10 protein-coding genes are annotated in these 15036 nt (G+C 47.6%); all 10 read right to left on the reverse strand.

Annotated elements, in window-relative coordinates; genetic code table 11:
- Window positions 1–167: 167 nt before the first annotated feature.
- The gene (locus QNO02_RS27860) at window positions 168–1454 is read right to left on the reverse strand and encodes an ABC transporter substrate-binding protein (protein WP_289390546.1); all 1287 of its coding nucleotides are present in this window, start codon (window positions 1452–1454) and stop codon (window positions 168–170) included.
- Complete coding sequence (locus QNO02_RS27865; protein WP_133386139.1) at window positions 1433–3208, reverse strand: sensor histidine kinase; 1776 nt, start codon at window positions 3206–3208, stop codon at window positions 1433–1435. The genes QNO02_RS27860 and QNO02_RS27865 overlap by 22 nt, the downstream gene beginning before the upstream one ends.
- Window positions 3209–3300: 92 nt before the next feature.
- Window positions 3301–4950 (reverse strand): type 2 periplasmic-binding domain-containing protein, encoded by a 1650-nt coding sequence (locus tag QNO02_RS27870; RefSeq protein WP_289390547.1) that lies wholly within the window; start codon window positions 4948–4950, stop codon window positions 3301–3303.
- A gap of 27 nt (window positions 4951–4977) precedes the next feature.
- The gene (locus QNO02_RS27875) at window positions 4978–5847 is read right to left on the reverse strand and encodes a carbohydrate ABC transporter permease (protein ID WP_076209737.1); all 870 of its coding nucleotides are present in this window, start codon (window positions 5845–5847) and stop codon (window positions 4978–4980) included.
- Between the two features lie 15 nt (window positions 5848–5862).
- Window positions 5863–6723 (reverse strand): ABC transporter permease, encoded by an 861-nt coding sequence (locus QNO02_RS27880; protein WP_235193717.1) that lies wholly within the window; start codon window positions 6721–6723, stop codon window positions 5863–5865.
- Window positions 6724–7054: 331 nt separating this feature from the next.
- Window positions 7055–8602, reverse strand: a complete 1548-nt coding sequence (locus QNO02_RS27885; RefSeq protein ID WP_289390548.1) for a response regulator — start codon at window positions 8600–8602, stop codon at window positions 7055–7057.
- A gap of 270 nt (window positions 8603–8872) precedes the next feature.
- Entirely contained in the window at window positions 8873–9787 is a 915-nt protein-coding gene (locus QNO02_RS27890; protein WP_289390549.1) for a class I SAM-dependent methyltransferase, read from the reverse strand.
- 210 nt (window positions 9788–9997) lie between these two features.
- Window positions 9998–11221: an MFS transporter gene (locus QNO02_RS27895; RefSeq protein ID WP_289392914.1), complete on the reverse strand. Its 1224-nt coding sequence runs from the start codon at window positions 11219–11221 to the stop codon at window positions 9998–10000.
- Between the two features lie 193 nt (window positions 11222–11414).
- Window positions 11415–13478 (reverse strand): molybdopterin-containing oxidoreductase family protein, encoded by a 2064-nt coding sequence (locus QNO02_RS27900; protein WP_289390550.1) that lies wholly within the window; start codon window positions 13476–13478, stop codon window positions 11415–11417.
- Between the two features lie 440 nt (window positions 13479–13918).
- On the reverse strand, window positions 13919–14770 hold the full coding sequence (locus QNO02_RS27905) for a formate/nitrite transporter family protein (protein WP_289390551.1): 852 nt from the start codon (window positions 14768–14770) through the stop codon (window positions 13919–13921).
- Window positions 14771–15036 lie beyond the last annotated feature (266 nt).

The raw sequence follows: 15036 nt of genomic DNA on the forward strand, positions 1-15036 counted from the left end.
AGTGAAACCAAGTGGTTTGTAGGCTTAAATGCTATAAGTTCAGTTCAATATATGAGTTGTACAAATAAGGCACTAAGCAGCAAAACAACCTTCCTTCTGTACTAGAGGGAAGGTTGTTCTGTCATCGGAGTGGCAAGTGTAACTAACGTTTAGTTCAATTTATATAACTACCCACCCAGAATGGCGTTCGCCCGCTCACGGAAATCCTTCGCCGCCTCCTCAGGCGTAATTTTGCCAAACAGCAGCAGATCATACAACTCTCGCAATACCGCAGTGACCTCTGGCGCACCTACGGGATCAGGCGGGTCCATCTGAGTGCTGTTATCGGCAACCCAATCAATATAATCAAACACCTGCGCCAGCTCCGGTTCAACCACCAGCTTCATCCGCTCTTTGACACTGGATGAGACGGGCACCCCCCGCTCCCCTTTGAGCAGCAGATTGGCATCCAAATCATTCACAAAAAAGCTGATGAACTTGGCCGCCTCCTCCTTATGTCTGGAATTGCCCGCCATGGAGAAAAACATGCCTGGCTTCAAAAACAATCCATCCTGGCTGTTTGGCCCAGGCATTGGGGAGATGGTTAAGGGTTTGCCATAACGCTGAGCGGTGCTGATAAATTGGTTGGAATACCCCCAGCTAAACAAAGCCTCTCCCAGATAAAACGGGTCGTTATCAGGCTGGCCAATATCTGATGTCCAGATATCCGGTGCAAAAATAAGCTGCTTCTCCGCGAGCTGCTGCATCCTGCCAAAGTATTCAATAAACAACCCATCATCCTCATAACCCAACCTCTCGCCATCCTCGGCGTACAGCTTGGAACCGTACTGTCTCAAGTAATACGCGAAAAACTGTTCCGGCGTGAAATAGGTTCCCAGATAGATGCCTTTCCCCAGCAATTGCTCGCCCATCCGGTCAAAATCCGCCCATGTCCACGTATCCGTTGGCAACTCAATAGCATTGGCCTTTAACACTTCCGGATCATAGATACTGAGCATGGCGTTAACCCCCAAACTGAGACCAAAGGTTTTTCCATTCAGGCTACCACTCTCCAGCTGTTCCTTCTCAATATCTGTCGTGTCAATCAACCCGCTCTGCATGTACGGCGTCATGTCTTCCAACAGTTGCAGCGAACTGTACTGGGACAGATAGGAGATGTCCATCTGGATAATGTCGGGCAACGCATTGCCTGCTGCATGTGGGGCAAGTTTTCTCCAGTATTCGTTGAAACTGCTATATTCGTATTCAATGTTTACATGTGGATTCAACTTCTCATACAGGTCGATAACAGCTATCGTTGCATTGTTGCGAAACTCCCCACCCCACCAAGCGATTCGCAGCGTTATCGGCTCTTCGTCCACAATCATGCCTGGCCTTTGATCCAACTGGTTCACGCAGCCAGGAAGAGTCAGCATAAGGCAGAGCATGCCTATCATTCGCATCCATCTTCCCATAACTTCTCCTCCTTACCTGGTGATGGGGGTGGCAGCAGCACCGTTACTCTCGTTCCAAGCCCCGGATTGCTCTCCAGCAGAACATCATATTCTTCGCCAAAAGCCAGACGTACCCGCTCCCTGATATTCAGCAGACCAATACCTGTGCCTCTGGTTTTCACTTCACCGCGCAGCACCTGTTCCACATATTCGGGTTCCATGCCGGGACCGTGATCCTCCACGATAAGGGCCAGTTTGCCACCTGATATCTCGGCATACACTCGAATCAGACATGATCCAACCTGTGGTTCCAAACCGTATTGAATGGCATTCTCCAGTAGCGGCTGTAGGGTCAACTTGGGAATGGCACAACCCAGATAAGAAGCAGGCACATCCATACGGAAATCCAGCCGTTGCCGGAAACGGTAGGTCTGAATGGTGATGTAATGATTGACAATCTCCAGTTCTTCGGCAATGGTAATGATATTTTGCTTAAAACTGATGGAGGAACGCAGCAAATATCCGAGTGATAACACCATACTGGAGATTTGCTCCTGCCTGTTCTTTTTGGCGAGCCAATGGATCGAATCCAGTGCATTATACAAAAAGTGAGGATTGATCTGCGCCTGTAATGCCTTGAACTCTGTTTCCTTAATGACCAGTTGGCTTGCATAATTTTCTTTGATCAATGTATTAATATGTGTAATCATCAGTCGATACGTACGCTGTAGTAACCCCAATTCATCCATGTGCTGGTGGGTTGGAATGGACAGATTGGCGTCTATGTTCTCCAGATCCCCATACTGAACCTCCTTCATCTGACTGATGAGCTGCCTGATCGGCCTTGTCAGACTACGTGCGAACACCATACCAAGCGCGAGAACAACCAGAATGGCGATAAGATAAACGACAATCAAACTATTTTTCAACCATATAATACGTTCAAAAATTGCATCATAAGAGGCCATATTATAATACACCCAGCCGGTGTATGCGGATTTCTTCTGGGAAAGAAATATCTCCCTCCCATCCAGATTTTTGATCTCATATCCCCCACTGCCTGGAAGTGGATTCAGCCCCGTGGACACCGCTTCTGGAAGCTGGCGATAAGGATAGACCACCTCACTGCCTGCTTTTAAAATAATGTCACTGTCCTGGCTATCAATGCCCGCATACTCCTCAACGAGTCGCTCGATATTAATACGCAGAAACAGTATGCCTACCGGTTCCAGGGTCATCGGTTCGTAGGCTCTCACCTGACGGACCATAACCAGCATCGGGTCATCGTCATCCGGGTATAACCAGCGTACTGCACCGTTGGCCTGCTCCGCAGCCGCAATCATCCGATCATATTTTTCCTGGGATACGGTTAGTGTCTCGCCATATTTATTGACTCTTCCTCTGGAATCAATCAGATGAACGGACTGCACATAACGTGCAGCCCCACTAATATGCTCCCATAGCCGATCCGTGATCTTCTTTCGTTCAATAAAGCTTGAATATGCACTATCGTCATCCAGCAACGACTTCAAAGCTCTTTGAATCTGAGTATCGGAAATCACGTTTAATGATAACGCTTCCAATTTCTGAAGTTCAACATCCACTGTAGACGAAGAAAGGTTCAGAAGTCGGGACGACTTATCAAACAGCTGTTTGTCATACACCGAGTACGTATAATACAAGGACCCAAACGCCAGGATGATGATAAACGCCATCATGAACATAATCATCAGAAACATTTTCATTTTGATGCTGAGTTTGCGGTAGGCTGTCATGACCAAAGCGCTCCTTTGAACCACGTGATACTATTAGGTATATCACATGCAGGAAGGTTTTCCCAAAGTTTTAGCGCTCGATTTCTCACGTATTATTTGGACTGATATCGGTCATAGGCCGCCTGATGAACCTCAATCGCCCGGTCAATGCCCATGCTCTTGATTGTTTCGGCCATCGTGTCAAATTCGGTGATCGGCTTCTGTCCGCTAATGATGGCAGTCATCGTTTCATTCAAATACGTATTCACCTGGCTCATGATGGACGTACTTGTGGTCACCTCATCTGTTGACAAACGAATTGGAGGAAGCGTTAAAGCTGAGCTTGCTTTCATCCATTCCGCATTCGCGGCACGTTGTCCGTCGTCAAATAGTAAGGCATCCAAATAACGACTATCCTGATTGATCGGACCGTCCATAATGGATAAGGCATAAGAAGCCAGTGCCTGATCATACGTCAGACCGTTCGGATTATTAATGATGGTATCTGTGAATTTGACACCTTCCCCATCACGAACATAGCTGTCATTTTCGATACCAAAGTTGAACAGATCACTACCCTCTTCGCTATAGTTGTAGTCCATCCACTGTACAATATATTTCAGTTTGTCTTCGTCCGCGGAAGCTGTAATGGCCTCACCATAAGTCAACACTTTAGCGTCCAGATTAAATGTCGCATACGAAGTTCCATCCGGAGATACAGGCCACGGTACACCAGTCACGTTAAAGTTCGGATCCGTATCTCTCATCAGATTAAAGTATTTCCCCATGCCGCTGAACACACCACCCTGATATGCGCCTGCCAGATTGCTGGTGACCTTGTAATCGAAAGCTTTACCGTCATTGGTCATGATCTCGGGATCAATCAGCCCTTCCTTGTACCACTTGGCCATGGTCTCCAAGAAATCACGGTAGCCCGGCTGAATCGGTCCAAACTCCACCTTGTCTCCATTCATCTGGAAGCCACCAATTACACCAAAGGCCGCGGCAAAATCATGGAGCTTAGTCAGGTTACCCGGTCCCCAGTTTCCGGTGAATGGCAGCTCATCTGGCTTGCCGTTGCCGTTGGGGTCCTGTTCCTTGAATGCCTTAAGCACCGTATACCACTCATCAATGTTGGTAGGTACTTTGAGATTTAATTTATCAAGCCAATCCTGGCGCATAATTAAACCGGAAGTAGCATTCAGCTTCAATGCATCCAGCTTGAGCAGCGGGAACATATAGATCGTGCCATCGTCGAGTGCAATCTGTTTCTTCACATCCGGATCGGATTCAATAATCCGCTTTAAGTTCGGTGCATAACTGTCGATCAGTTCGTTCAATCGAATGATCCGACCATCCTTGATCATTTTTTCCGGTCCGCCAACGGCATCCGCCCAGTTATAATAAATGACATCCGGTAGTTCTTTCGTGGAGATCAACAGATTGAACTGGTCACGTTGTTGTCCAAGCGGAGGATGTGTGAACTTCACTTTGATGCCCGTCAATTTCTCCTTTTCCTTGTAAGCTGCCATATCGCCAAAGTTGTTCAAGGAAGCTGTCAATTTGGCATCATTGGCGCGCCAGTAGTCAATGGTAAATGGCTCACTTGTAATCGGTAGTGGAATCTCGGTCAACGCCTGAACCGTAGGTTCTGTTTCTTCTGCTGGCTCTGCGTTACCTGGTTCATTATCCCCCGTACAGCCCGCCATTAAAGACATGGTAAGTAGCGATGACAACAAGATGGACCCCATTCTTTTTTTCACGTAATTCGCCTCCATAGGATACATTTTTTATTGTTTCACAGCACCGATTAGAGCGCCCTGAACAAAATAACGTTGGATGAACGGATATACCAGCATAATCGGCAGCGTGGAGATAATGATGGTTGCATATTTGATGTTCTCCCCAATGGCAAAGCCGGTATCAGCGCCAGCGCCCATAGCCTCTGTACTGCTGCTGATCAGAATATCACGCATAATAATCTGGATCGGATATAACTCCTGACTGCGCAGGTAGAGCATCGGTCCGACATAATCATTCCAATGGTCAACCGCATAATACAGCATCATGACCGCCAGGATTGGCTTTGACAAAGGCAGTACAATTCGGAACAAAATCAGAAAGTCATTGGCGCCATCAAGCTTCGCCGATTCGATCAGACTGATCGGAATGCCTTCGAAGTTTGTTTTCATAATGAGGAAATAGAATGTGCTGATGGCACCCGGAATAATAAGCGCAAAGCGGGTGTCCACCATGCCCAGATTTTGAATCAACAGAAAAGTCGGAATCATACCCCCGCCGAAGAACATCGTGAACGTAATTAACTTCATCAGCGTTTTTCTGCCCATCAGATCACCGCGTGACAGCCCATAGGCGGCCAGCGAAGTCATGAGCAGATTGATGGCGGTACCCACCACAACATAGAACAAGGTGTTCATATATCCCGTATAGATGCGAGTATCTTGAAATACCGACTTGTACGCTCCCAGCTGAAAACCTTCAGGAATGAGCATCAGTGAACGGGAACGCAGCATCTGGTCCGGGTCGCTGATTGAGGAATTGAACACGTACAGCATCGGGTAAAAACATAAAACCATGATCACCAAGAGCAGCAGTGTATTAAATACATCAAAAAGTCGTTCCCCTATAGACTGTTTCATCGCTTCACCTTCCGATTACCATAGACTGGTTGAGTTAAGCTTTCTGCTGATCGCGTTCGCGATAATGAGCAGCGCGAAATTAATGACGCCGTTAAATAGTCCGATGGCGGTTGAATACGTATAGTTCCCCTCCAAAATACCGGATCGATAAACAAAGGTGGATATGACATCCGATGTCTCATAGGTCGGTGCCGTTTGCATCAGCAATATTTTCTGAAAATCCGCGTTCATGACCGCCCCCATACGCAGAATTAACATGATCACAATCGTTGGCATAATGCCCGGCAGTGTAATATGTAATAGCTGTCTCCAGCGGCCTGCACCATCAATTTTGGAAGCCTCATACAACTGTGGATCAATCCCACTAAGTGCTGCCAAAAAGATAATCGAGGCCCAGCCTGCTCCCTGCCATATGTTGGACAGGATGTACATCGGACGGAACATATCTTTTTCCGCCAAAAACATAATCGGCTGCAGATCGAAAAAGTCACGAATGACGTTAAATAACCCACCGTCCAGAGATGAGAACGTTTTCAACATTCCAACCACGACGACAACCGAGATGAAATGCGGCATATAACTAATGGTCTGTACTGCGCCTCTGAACCACTTTTTCCGGACTTCATTCAGCAACAGTGCTAGTAGAATCGGAGCCGGGAAACCAAACACAATACTGTAAAAACTCAAAATCAGTGTGTTCTTAATCAGTCGCCAGAAATAATAACTTTCAAAAAACATGGTGAAGTTGTCAAATCCGACCCATTCGCCTGCCAAGATTCCTTTGATCGGGTTGTAGGATTCCTGAAATGCCATCAGTAGCCCGTACATTGGCCCATAGCTGAAAATCAGATAGTAGGCTACCACAGGAACGAGCATCAGATAGACGTATCTGTTGCGGACAAGTTCCTTTTTCACCGAACTCCATTTGCCAGCTGGCTTCAAACGCCCAGGTTCGATCCCCCGGCTTCGATTCAGCTCCATCCACTCAACCTCCACTCTCGGTATTGATTCACTAACATGACACTTCTAATGATAGAAGCGAGCGCCTTTTCTTCCCATGCTCATTTCCGTTAAATGGATGTTCAAAACCGAGTTCCGTCCGACAAAAAAAGACCCTGCTGCCGATGAATGGCGTACAGGGCCCGATCACAGATTAGATGTGATCGGATATAAAGATTAGCTATGTAAAAGCCAGAGCGACGCTGTCCTAGGGTACTTTTTTATACTCGGAAGGGGAGAATCCCGTGTATTTCTTGAACATTTTGCTGAAATACGGCCAGTTGGCACCAAAGCCTGTCTGTTCGGCAAGCGAGGATACAGTGCAGTTCCCGTCCTGCTCCAGAAGCTCCAACGCTTTACGGATTCGGTAGCTTAACACATAGTTCGTAAATTTCTCACCGGTTTCTTTTTTGAACATTTTGCCGATGTAGTCTGGATTCATGTATATTTCCCCAGCAATGGACTGGAGTGTTAATGTCTCGTCCTTGTAGCGTTTCTCTACCAACTGTTTCACACTACCTACCATCTGCGATTGTCTGGAGCGGTGTTGTTCGTAGCGGCGCAGCGTGATTTCCTTGGCGACGGCAAGCAGAAACTGTTGAAAAGAATGCAGCGTGCTGGATTCAATCATGCCCGGCAACTGGTCCATATACCTTTTCATCTCGGCAGAGCCACTGAGTCGAATCATCTCCATAAACATCTGAATAAGATAGGACTTTGTTTGGGATATATCGTATCGCAAGCTGGCAAGCATCTGAAACATCCGGTTCAGCTCTGATCCCACTTCCTGCCAGTGTCCCGCCTTGATTGCAGTAACCATCCGCTCCGGATCGTATTCGAATTCAGGAAGGGTGCGCTCCCCGGGAGAGTAGACATCCCGCTCCATAATGAGACTGCCCTCACCGAGGTAAAAGCGGTAATTGAGATAAACCAGCGTCTGCATGTACAAATGGCGTGCCTGCGATAGATCTCCTGGCTCGCTCAGCGCAATCGTGAGATCGTCATGATAATATCGGGTAAATGTGGCGCGAATCTCATCGATATTATGGAACAACTGTGTTTCAGACAACTTGTCCTCCATAATTAGTAGCACATGCCTTCCAACCGTGGCACTTAAGATGGGATTGTGAAAAATATCCTCGGCAATGTTCTTGACTGCGAACAAGTGCAAATACTCATGATCTCCCTCAATCTCTACTAGCAACAACCGCACACGCTGATCCTGAAACTGTACATCGAATAATTCCTCGAAATACTTCCATTCCTTGACCCCGTATGTTCTGTTCGTGACCAGCTCTTTCAGAAAATATTCCTTGGCATGTGGCAGTACACGCTCCAGATTATATTGAATCGACTGCACAAAACGCTCCTGATCGGTCAACTCCCGCTTCTCACTGACCAATTCACTGATAGCCTGTACGAGATGCTCCTCGCTGCAGGGCTTAAGCAAATAGTGCTTCACCCCATACTGCATGGCCGTTTTCGCATATTCGAACTCCGTAAAACCCGTGAGCATGATAAACGAGATATGCTGATACTTCTCTGCCACAGCTTCAACCAGCTGTAACCCATCCATTCCCGGCATACGGATGTCCGAGATGATAATATCCGGTCGTTGCCGCTCAATTGAAGCGAGCGCTTCCAATCCATCTTGAGCAATGCCTATCAGTTCTGTTCCTAATCGGGACCAGTTCACCACACTGGAGATCCCGTCCGAGATCATAAATTCATCATCAACCAGCAAAACCTTGTACATCGTATGCATCCCCCTGCCTTTAACCAGTTCCATTCTATTATATGGGCATTATGCACAAATAGAGGGGAGAACGTTGATTGACATGGGAATGCACTCTAACAAGTCTGATTTCTGAACATGTGTATCACATGCGAAGTTATTGGCTACCGAATCATGGTTTGTGCTGGTCCTTTGATCAAACCAAACAACCTTCACCCTGCCACAGGGTGAAGGTTGGTCGTTGTTATGCAAATGCGGGCTATATAGGTGACCATACATGCCCGGATTGATTTATTTTTTTACTGCGTGAATGAAATGTATCGTTTCAAATGCCCTTAGATAATCGATTCGATTCTGGAAAAACTGTTCCTGAATCGCCTCCGGAGTCAGATGCTCATAGATAAGCAACCCCGCTTCATCAAGCAAAGCCTCCATCTCCGCATATGCGTACCCGGATTGCATCGGCTCACCACCCATTGCAGCCAATTTAACCATATTTTCAACCCGATTAAACATTCCTTTTTCCTCAAAAAGATGCTCATCTGCATAATCCAGAACTATAGAGCTTCCGGTTGGCAGGTTCGAAAACACATGACGAATCACGTTAAACAGATCATTTTTGGGCAAATAATACGAAACACCCAGGAGACTAGCCAACGTCTTCCGTTTCTTCAAACCTTCAAGAGTCAAGCTGTCATTCGAAAGCTCACGCGTAAAATCCATGGGTACAAAGTGAAGATTGTCCGGAATAGTCAGCTCGGCCTGATTCAGCCGCTCCTTCTTGAATTGCTGTGTAGCCGGATAATCTACTTCAATGATATCCAGCGTGTCCTCCAATTCCGGATGCCTCATAGCAAACGTATCCATCCCGGCGCCAAGAATGACTACCTGCTTCAATCCCAACGCGACTTCATGCAAAAGTACATGCTCACAGTAAGCGGCCCGAGCCAGAGTTATTGGAGATAATTGTACCTGGGTAATCCATTTTAGAACCTTTTCCGGGTCGTCCTTGAGCTGGTGCGCCATATCCGGGTTGAAAAAATGAATGCCTCTAACCATGTTATTGCTGATATCTGAAAACTCTTGAGGAGTGATAAGCGCACTGGCTATAAAATCATTGAAAATAAGAGGTGTATCATATTGGCAATGATAGGCTCGGCCAAAAGCCGAAATCAAAGATGTAATACTGGATTCATTTTGCTTCATACCTATTCCTCCCGTACAAACAAAAATAAGATTCCCCCTGGCCAGGAGAACCTTAGTATATACGAAGAGATTTAATATGTAAATTATAGCATAAAAAGATTTTTTTGTCAATACAAATCAACAGGATGATCTGACAGGTTAAAGTAGCTTTCTTTTCTCCTCCACTATAACCTGTCCTCTCCCTTCATCATACGATTCAGCCCGCAAAGGCTAGGCGTCCACCCCATACTCCTTCACTTCACGATTACGGTTCAACACCGCATGCAATACAAAACCAAGTACCGCAATCGCCGCTGTGCCTGTTGCCAGCCACGCTACCGGAATAAGTCCCTGCTTGTCATACATGACCCCCATCGCATAGGGGCCGATAACCCGTCCAACCGCACCGATCCCACCCGATATCCCGATGTAAAAAGGTGCCGCCCTGCCAGCATGCTCGGAGATAAATGCAGGCGTTGCAGGGGAGATCAACATCTCTCCAAACGTGGCCAGTACCATTGCGAGCACCATGCCCGGATAGCTGTACATGGTAATCATCACAATGTAGGCCATGCCATAGAATACGGCACTCGCGGTCATCTGGGCAGTGGAGGTACGAGCCATGGTCCGTTTCACCCAGCTGGTAAAAGGTTGGCCCACAAAGATCAGCACCCCGTTCAGGGTCCAGAGCAGACCGTACATTCTTTTTTCCATACCCTCAGAGATGATATACGGGGACACACCTGTGTTCCAGATGGAGTTGCCGAATAACAGGAAGAGCACGCCCAAGCTCATAAACAGATATAATCGGGTATTACCCAGCAATGCCCAGACGCCCGGCCCATCGGGGACGGTTTTGCGTTTGGTCAGATGTACTTCCCCCTGATCCGGTTCGACCCGCGACAGATAATACCAGAAGAACATCGCGAACCCTGCTGAGGTCACTCCGTTCAGTACAAAGCTGAGGTGATAGGAAAAGTCAGCCAGAAAACCACTCAGCGCCGTACCAATCGCCACCCCGATATTGTTCGCCACATAGATAATATTGAATAATTCACCGCGTCGCTCCGCAAATCGGAAGCCAATAAAGGCCTGAATCGCTGGCAGCGACAATGAACTAAACAGACCAATCCAGCCCATCGCACATATAAATACGACCCAATACGCACTAATCCAGGGCAGCGCAAACAAACCTAACGCATTAAGCGCCAGTGAGCCAATAATCAGCTTCTTCACGCCCACCCGGTGATACAACGAACCTCCGAGCAACTGTCCGAAGATGCCACCCAGGGACTGAATGAGGATTACAAAACCCGCGTTGGCCATCGTCCGTCCAAGCTCATCAAACACATACATGGTGGTCAGCGGCCACATCAAGGCACTGCCTGTTGCGTTAACCAGACTTGCTAATAAAAATATTCTCACTTCTTTTGGATAGTTATCCAGCCATCTCATCATCGTTAATTCATTCTCCTTAGTACCTCTGCACAAACAAATAACCATAAAAAATAGACCTTTGCCCTGACGGCATAACCATAACCAGCCAGAGCGAAGGTTTTATGAAGTGTCACATGTATTGCTCTTTAGATCCTGCTCAAGTTTTATCCTTTGTTCATCTTACCTCAAAAAAATCATGCTGCAAGCACACTCATTGACGCTTCACTTCGACAGTGGCCGAGAAGAAGGTCGCCCCGTTACCCATGTCAGACAATCTGTTGGACGTGAGCGAATTGGCTCGCTGCTTCTTGCCATCACCATCCCACCATAAACCTTGGTTGATGACGGTTCCCGGCAGCATAGCTTCACTCACCTTGGCGGTAAGTTCGATGCGCCCACGATCATTCCATACGACCACTGCATCTCCATCCTCCACGTTTCTGCGGGCAGCGTCCTCGGGGTGCATTTGCAATAGAGGCATCTTTTCCAAACGTTGATGTTTGGCTGAATTACCAAAGGTGGAGTTCAGGAAATTATGGTTTGGCGGCGATAGGAACATCAATGGATACGTATCGGCAGGTCCAGCCGGATTCTCCCCATCATATCCTTCAACCAGAGCGCTATAGGTAGGGAGCGGCGGAAGACCTCGCTGTTCCATCATCTCCGAATATAATTCAATTTTGCCTGAAGGTGTGGGTAGCTGATCCAGAAACGCAGCATGTGGCGACATATCCAGTTTCACGAATCGGTGTTCCTTCAGTCCCTCCAACGTGATTCCATTCATGTAGGGGTTGCCTGTGCCCTGAAGTGCGTCCTCAATCATCTGTTCCGGCGTTTCTCCGAAGATTGCAGGATCGTACCCCATAGCCTGCCCAAGCAGTGAGAACAGTTCCACATTGCTCTTGCTCTCCCCAATCGGTGCAATTACCGGCTCTTGCAGATGAACGTACTGATGCCAATAAGAGGTGTACAGGTCCGTCGCTTCAAATGAAGATGTGGCTGGTAATACGATATCTGCATATTTCGCCGTATCCGTCATGAACAGATCATGCACAACCGTGAACAGATCTTCCCGTGCAAAACCTCGCTCCACCCGCTCAGTATCCGGTGCCACCACCAGTGGATTGCTGCAGTAGACCATCATCGCCCGGATTGGCTGCTCTGCTTCCAGTAACGCTTCACCAATCCGATTCATGTTCACTACTCGCGGCTCCGGATTCTGCCGCAGCTCCGGACGTTCCAGCGCGTCGCTATTCGTGCTCGCGTAGCTGTTCGTGCGAACAGCACCGCCGCCTTGCTTCAGCCATTGCCCTGTAATGGCAGGCAGACAAGCAACGCTACGCACGTTCATTCCCCCATTATCATGGTGCTGGAGGCCATTGCCGATGTGAATATGGGCTGCCTGTGCGTTGCCGTATAGTTCAGCCAGCTCCACAATGGTTTCCTCCGGCACGCCCGTAATGCGTGCAACACGTTCAGGGGTGTAACTGCGGACATGATCACGTAGTGCCTCATGACCTATCGTATACTTTTGCATAAACGCTTCATCCGTCAGTCCCCGTTCGAACAGCACATGCATCAATCCCAGCGCCAGTGCACTGTCCGTGCCCGGATACAGCGGGATAAACCAGTCGCCCCATTGGGCGGTACGATTGCGATGAACGTCGATTACGACGATCTTGGCGCCTTTCTTACGGGCTTTCTCCGCTAAAACGACCTGATGCATATTCGTACTGACGATATTACCGCCCCATACCAGGATGAGATCCGCATGCTCCGTATCTTCCGGCACCGTACCCCGGTTGGCGCCCATCGTATATTTCCAGCCAGTATTTCCAGCGGCATTACAGATTGTCTGCTCCAGCACACTCGCACCTAGCGCATTGAAGAAACGTCGATCCATGCCGTCTACACCAAGAATGCCCATGTTACCGTAAAAGCTGTAAGGCAGGATGCTCTCCGGGCCGTAGGTTTCGGACAATGCAGTGAATTTGGTCGTAATCTCGTGAATCGCTTCATCCCAACTGATTCGTTCGAACTTGCCTTCACCTTTGGCTCCTACACGTTTCATCGGATATTGTAGACGCTCGGGGTGATACACCCGCTCAGTCATATTTCTAACTTTATTACAGATGGCACCCTTGGTTATCGGATGATCCGGATTGCCTGCCACCTTCACAATTTTGCCGTTCTCTTTATGTAATAACAGACCACAAGTGTCCGGACAGTCGAGCGGGCACACCGCCGCAAATACACCATTCTCCTGATCGATCATCGTAAGGCTCCCCTCTTTAAAAGCTATCCCTATATCATATCTTCTTCGAGGTTAGCGCGTAAAGAGAACAGTATGTTTTTGCTTCATATTCGCCACTATAGCGGCTTTAAATTATTTTCAAAAAATGTTTTTGAGTTTGATTCAACTTCAGAATTCAGGGGTAAATTAAAAATAAGGCATTAGGCTAGTGTTTCCCCACTTCCTCCTCATGCCATATCATGGACCACTCCCGAAATTCGCCATGAACAGGTTTCGTTCCCCCGAACCTTGTCATGGCGAATTTATTTTGCGTTAAAATCCACAAGGACCCCATACCAAAAAAACGATCCCGCCTTGCTCCATCACAGCATATTCGCCATGAATCGAACAAGACCAGAATCGTCTTTACTTCTACATGAATGTTCCATTACCCATGTATACATACGTGTATATATGCCCCGCTACGCCTGCTTGCTCCACATCGCTCTGCCTTCCGTCTCCACAGCTTCGATCGACGTTGCTACCTCCGGTTTCACTTTCGGCTCAGCTTGGCGCAGGTACACCACCCAATAGGCTGCAGCTACAAACAGAGCACCTCCAGTCAGATTCCCGAGCCATACCGGAATGAAATTCATCACATATTGACCCCACGAATAATGTCCTTCGAAGATTGCCGCCGGAATGAGGAACATATTGGCCACAACGTGCTGAAATCCAATGGCCACAAATGCCATCGTTGGAAACCAAATGCCCAGTACCTTGCCACTCATCGTATCCGATGCATAAGATAGCCACACGGCCAGCGCGACCAGCCAGTTACAGCCGATGCCAGAGATGAAAGCTTGCAAGAAGCCGTCATGCAGCTTGTGCCCAGCCATATCCACCACTTTAGCCAGATATACACCCTCTCCGGTCAGACCAAGCACATGTCCAAACGCGTACGCGACAAACAAAGCTCCAACAAAGTTACCAATCGTCACTAAGGTTAGATTTTTCAACATATTACCTACGGATAACTTTCGAGCAATCGTCGCGAGTGGAACTGCCATCATGTTACCTGTCAGCAACTCGCCACCACCGATGAGCACCAAGATTAGTCCCACCGGGAACACTGCTGCACCAATCAGATTGACCAGACTCCCCCACTCAGCTGGCGCAGAAGCAATCACCCGAATATCCAATAGAAAACCCAGCGCAATAAAAGCCCCTGCCAGAAAACTAAGCACCAGTACAGAAGACACCGGATATTGAGCCTTCTTCATACCTGTTTGCGCCGTATATTGTGCAACCTCAAGAGGTGTTTTTGCTGCCATATCATTCACCCTCTCCTTCATTGTTCATCGTTTGGGAAAACTACCCGAATTTCATTGTTATGCGTTGAATGCTATATCTCAATTGTATCTTGGTACTGCGTGAAACTTTGTGCAAATTATCACAATGTTATTCAAAAATATGCTTTAAGAGCGTCTTTAAATAGTTAAGTCAGCAAAAGTATAGAAAAGCCTTTTATAGCTAAAAAACCAAAAAAAAGACTGACGATATACTCGCCAGTCTTCTCTTACCTTTATAATCGTCCGCC

Origin of the sequence: Paenibacillus sp. PK1-4R (assembly GCF_030369595.1) — a bacterium.
Classification (GTDB): Bacteria; Bacillota; Bacilli; order Paenibacillales; family Paenibacillaceae; genus Paenibacillus.

What these genes read in the sequence shown, in the direction of transcription:
- QNO02_RS27865 (WP_133386139.1), bottom strand. Translation starts at nt 3,208, where the DNA reads ATGACAGCCTACCGCAAACTCAGCATCAAAATGAAAATGTTTCTGATG.
- QNO02_RS27890 (WP_289390549.1), bottom strand. Translation starts at nt 9,787, where the DNA reads ATGAAGCAAAATGAATCCAGTATTACATCTTTGATTTCGGCTTTTGGC.
- QNO02_RS27905 (WP_289390551.1), bottom strand. Translation starts at nt 14,770, where the DNA reads ATGGCAGCAAAAACACCTCTTGAGGTTGCACAATATACGGCGCAAACA.
- QNO02_RS27900 (WP_289390550.1), bottom strand. Translation starts at nt 13,478, where the DNA reads ATGATCGATCAGGAGAATGGTGTATTTGCGGCGGTGTGCCCGCTCGAC.
- QNO02_RS27895 (WP_289392914.1), bottom strand. Translation starts at nt 11,221, where the DNA reads ATGAGATGGCTGGATAACTATCCAAAAGAAGTGAGAATATTTTTATTA.
- QNO02_RS27875 (WP_076209737.1), bottom strand. Translation starts at nt 5,847, where the DNA reads ATGAAACAGTCTATAGGGGAACGACTTTTTGATGTATTTAATACACTG.
- QNO02_RS27880 (WP_235193717.1), bottom strand. Translation starts at nt 6,723, where the DNA reads ATGCTCGTTCCTGTGGTAGCCTACTATCTGATTTTCAGCTATGGGCCA.
- QNO02_RS27885 (WP_289390548.1), bottom strand. Translation starts at nt 8,602, where the DNA reads ATGTACAAGGTTTTGCTGGTTGATGATGAATTTATGATCTCGGACGGG.
- QNO02_RS27860 (WP_289390546.1), bottom strand. Translation starts at nt 1,454, where the DNA reads ATGGGAAGATGGATGCGAATGATAGGCATGCTCTGCCTTATGCTGACT.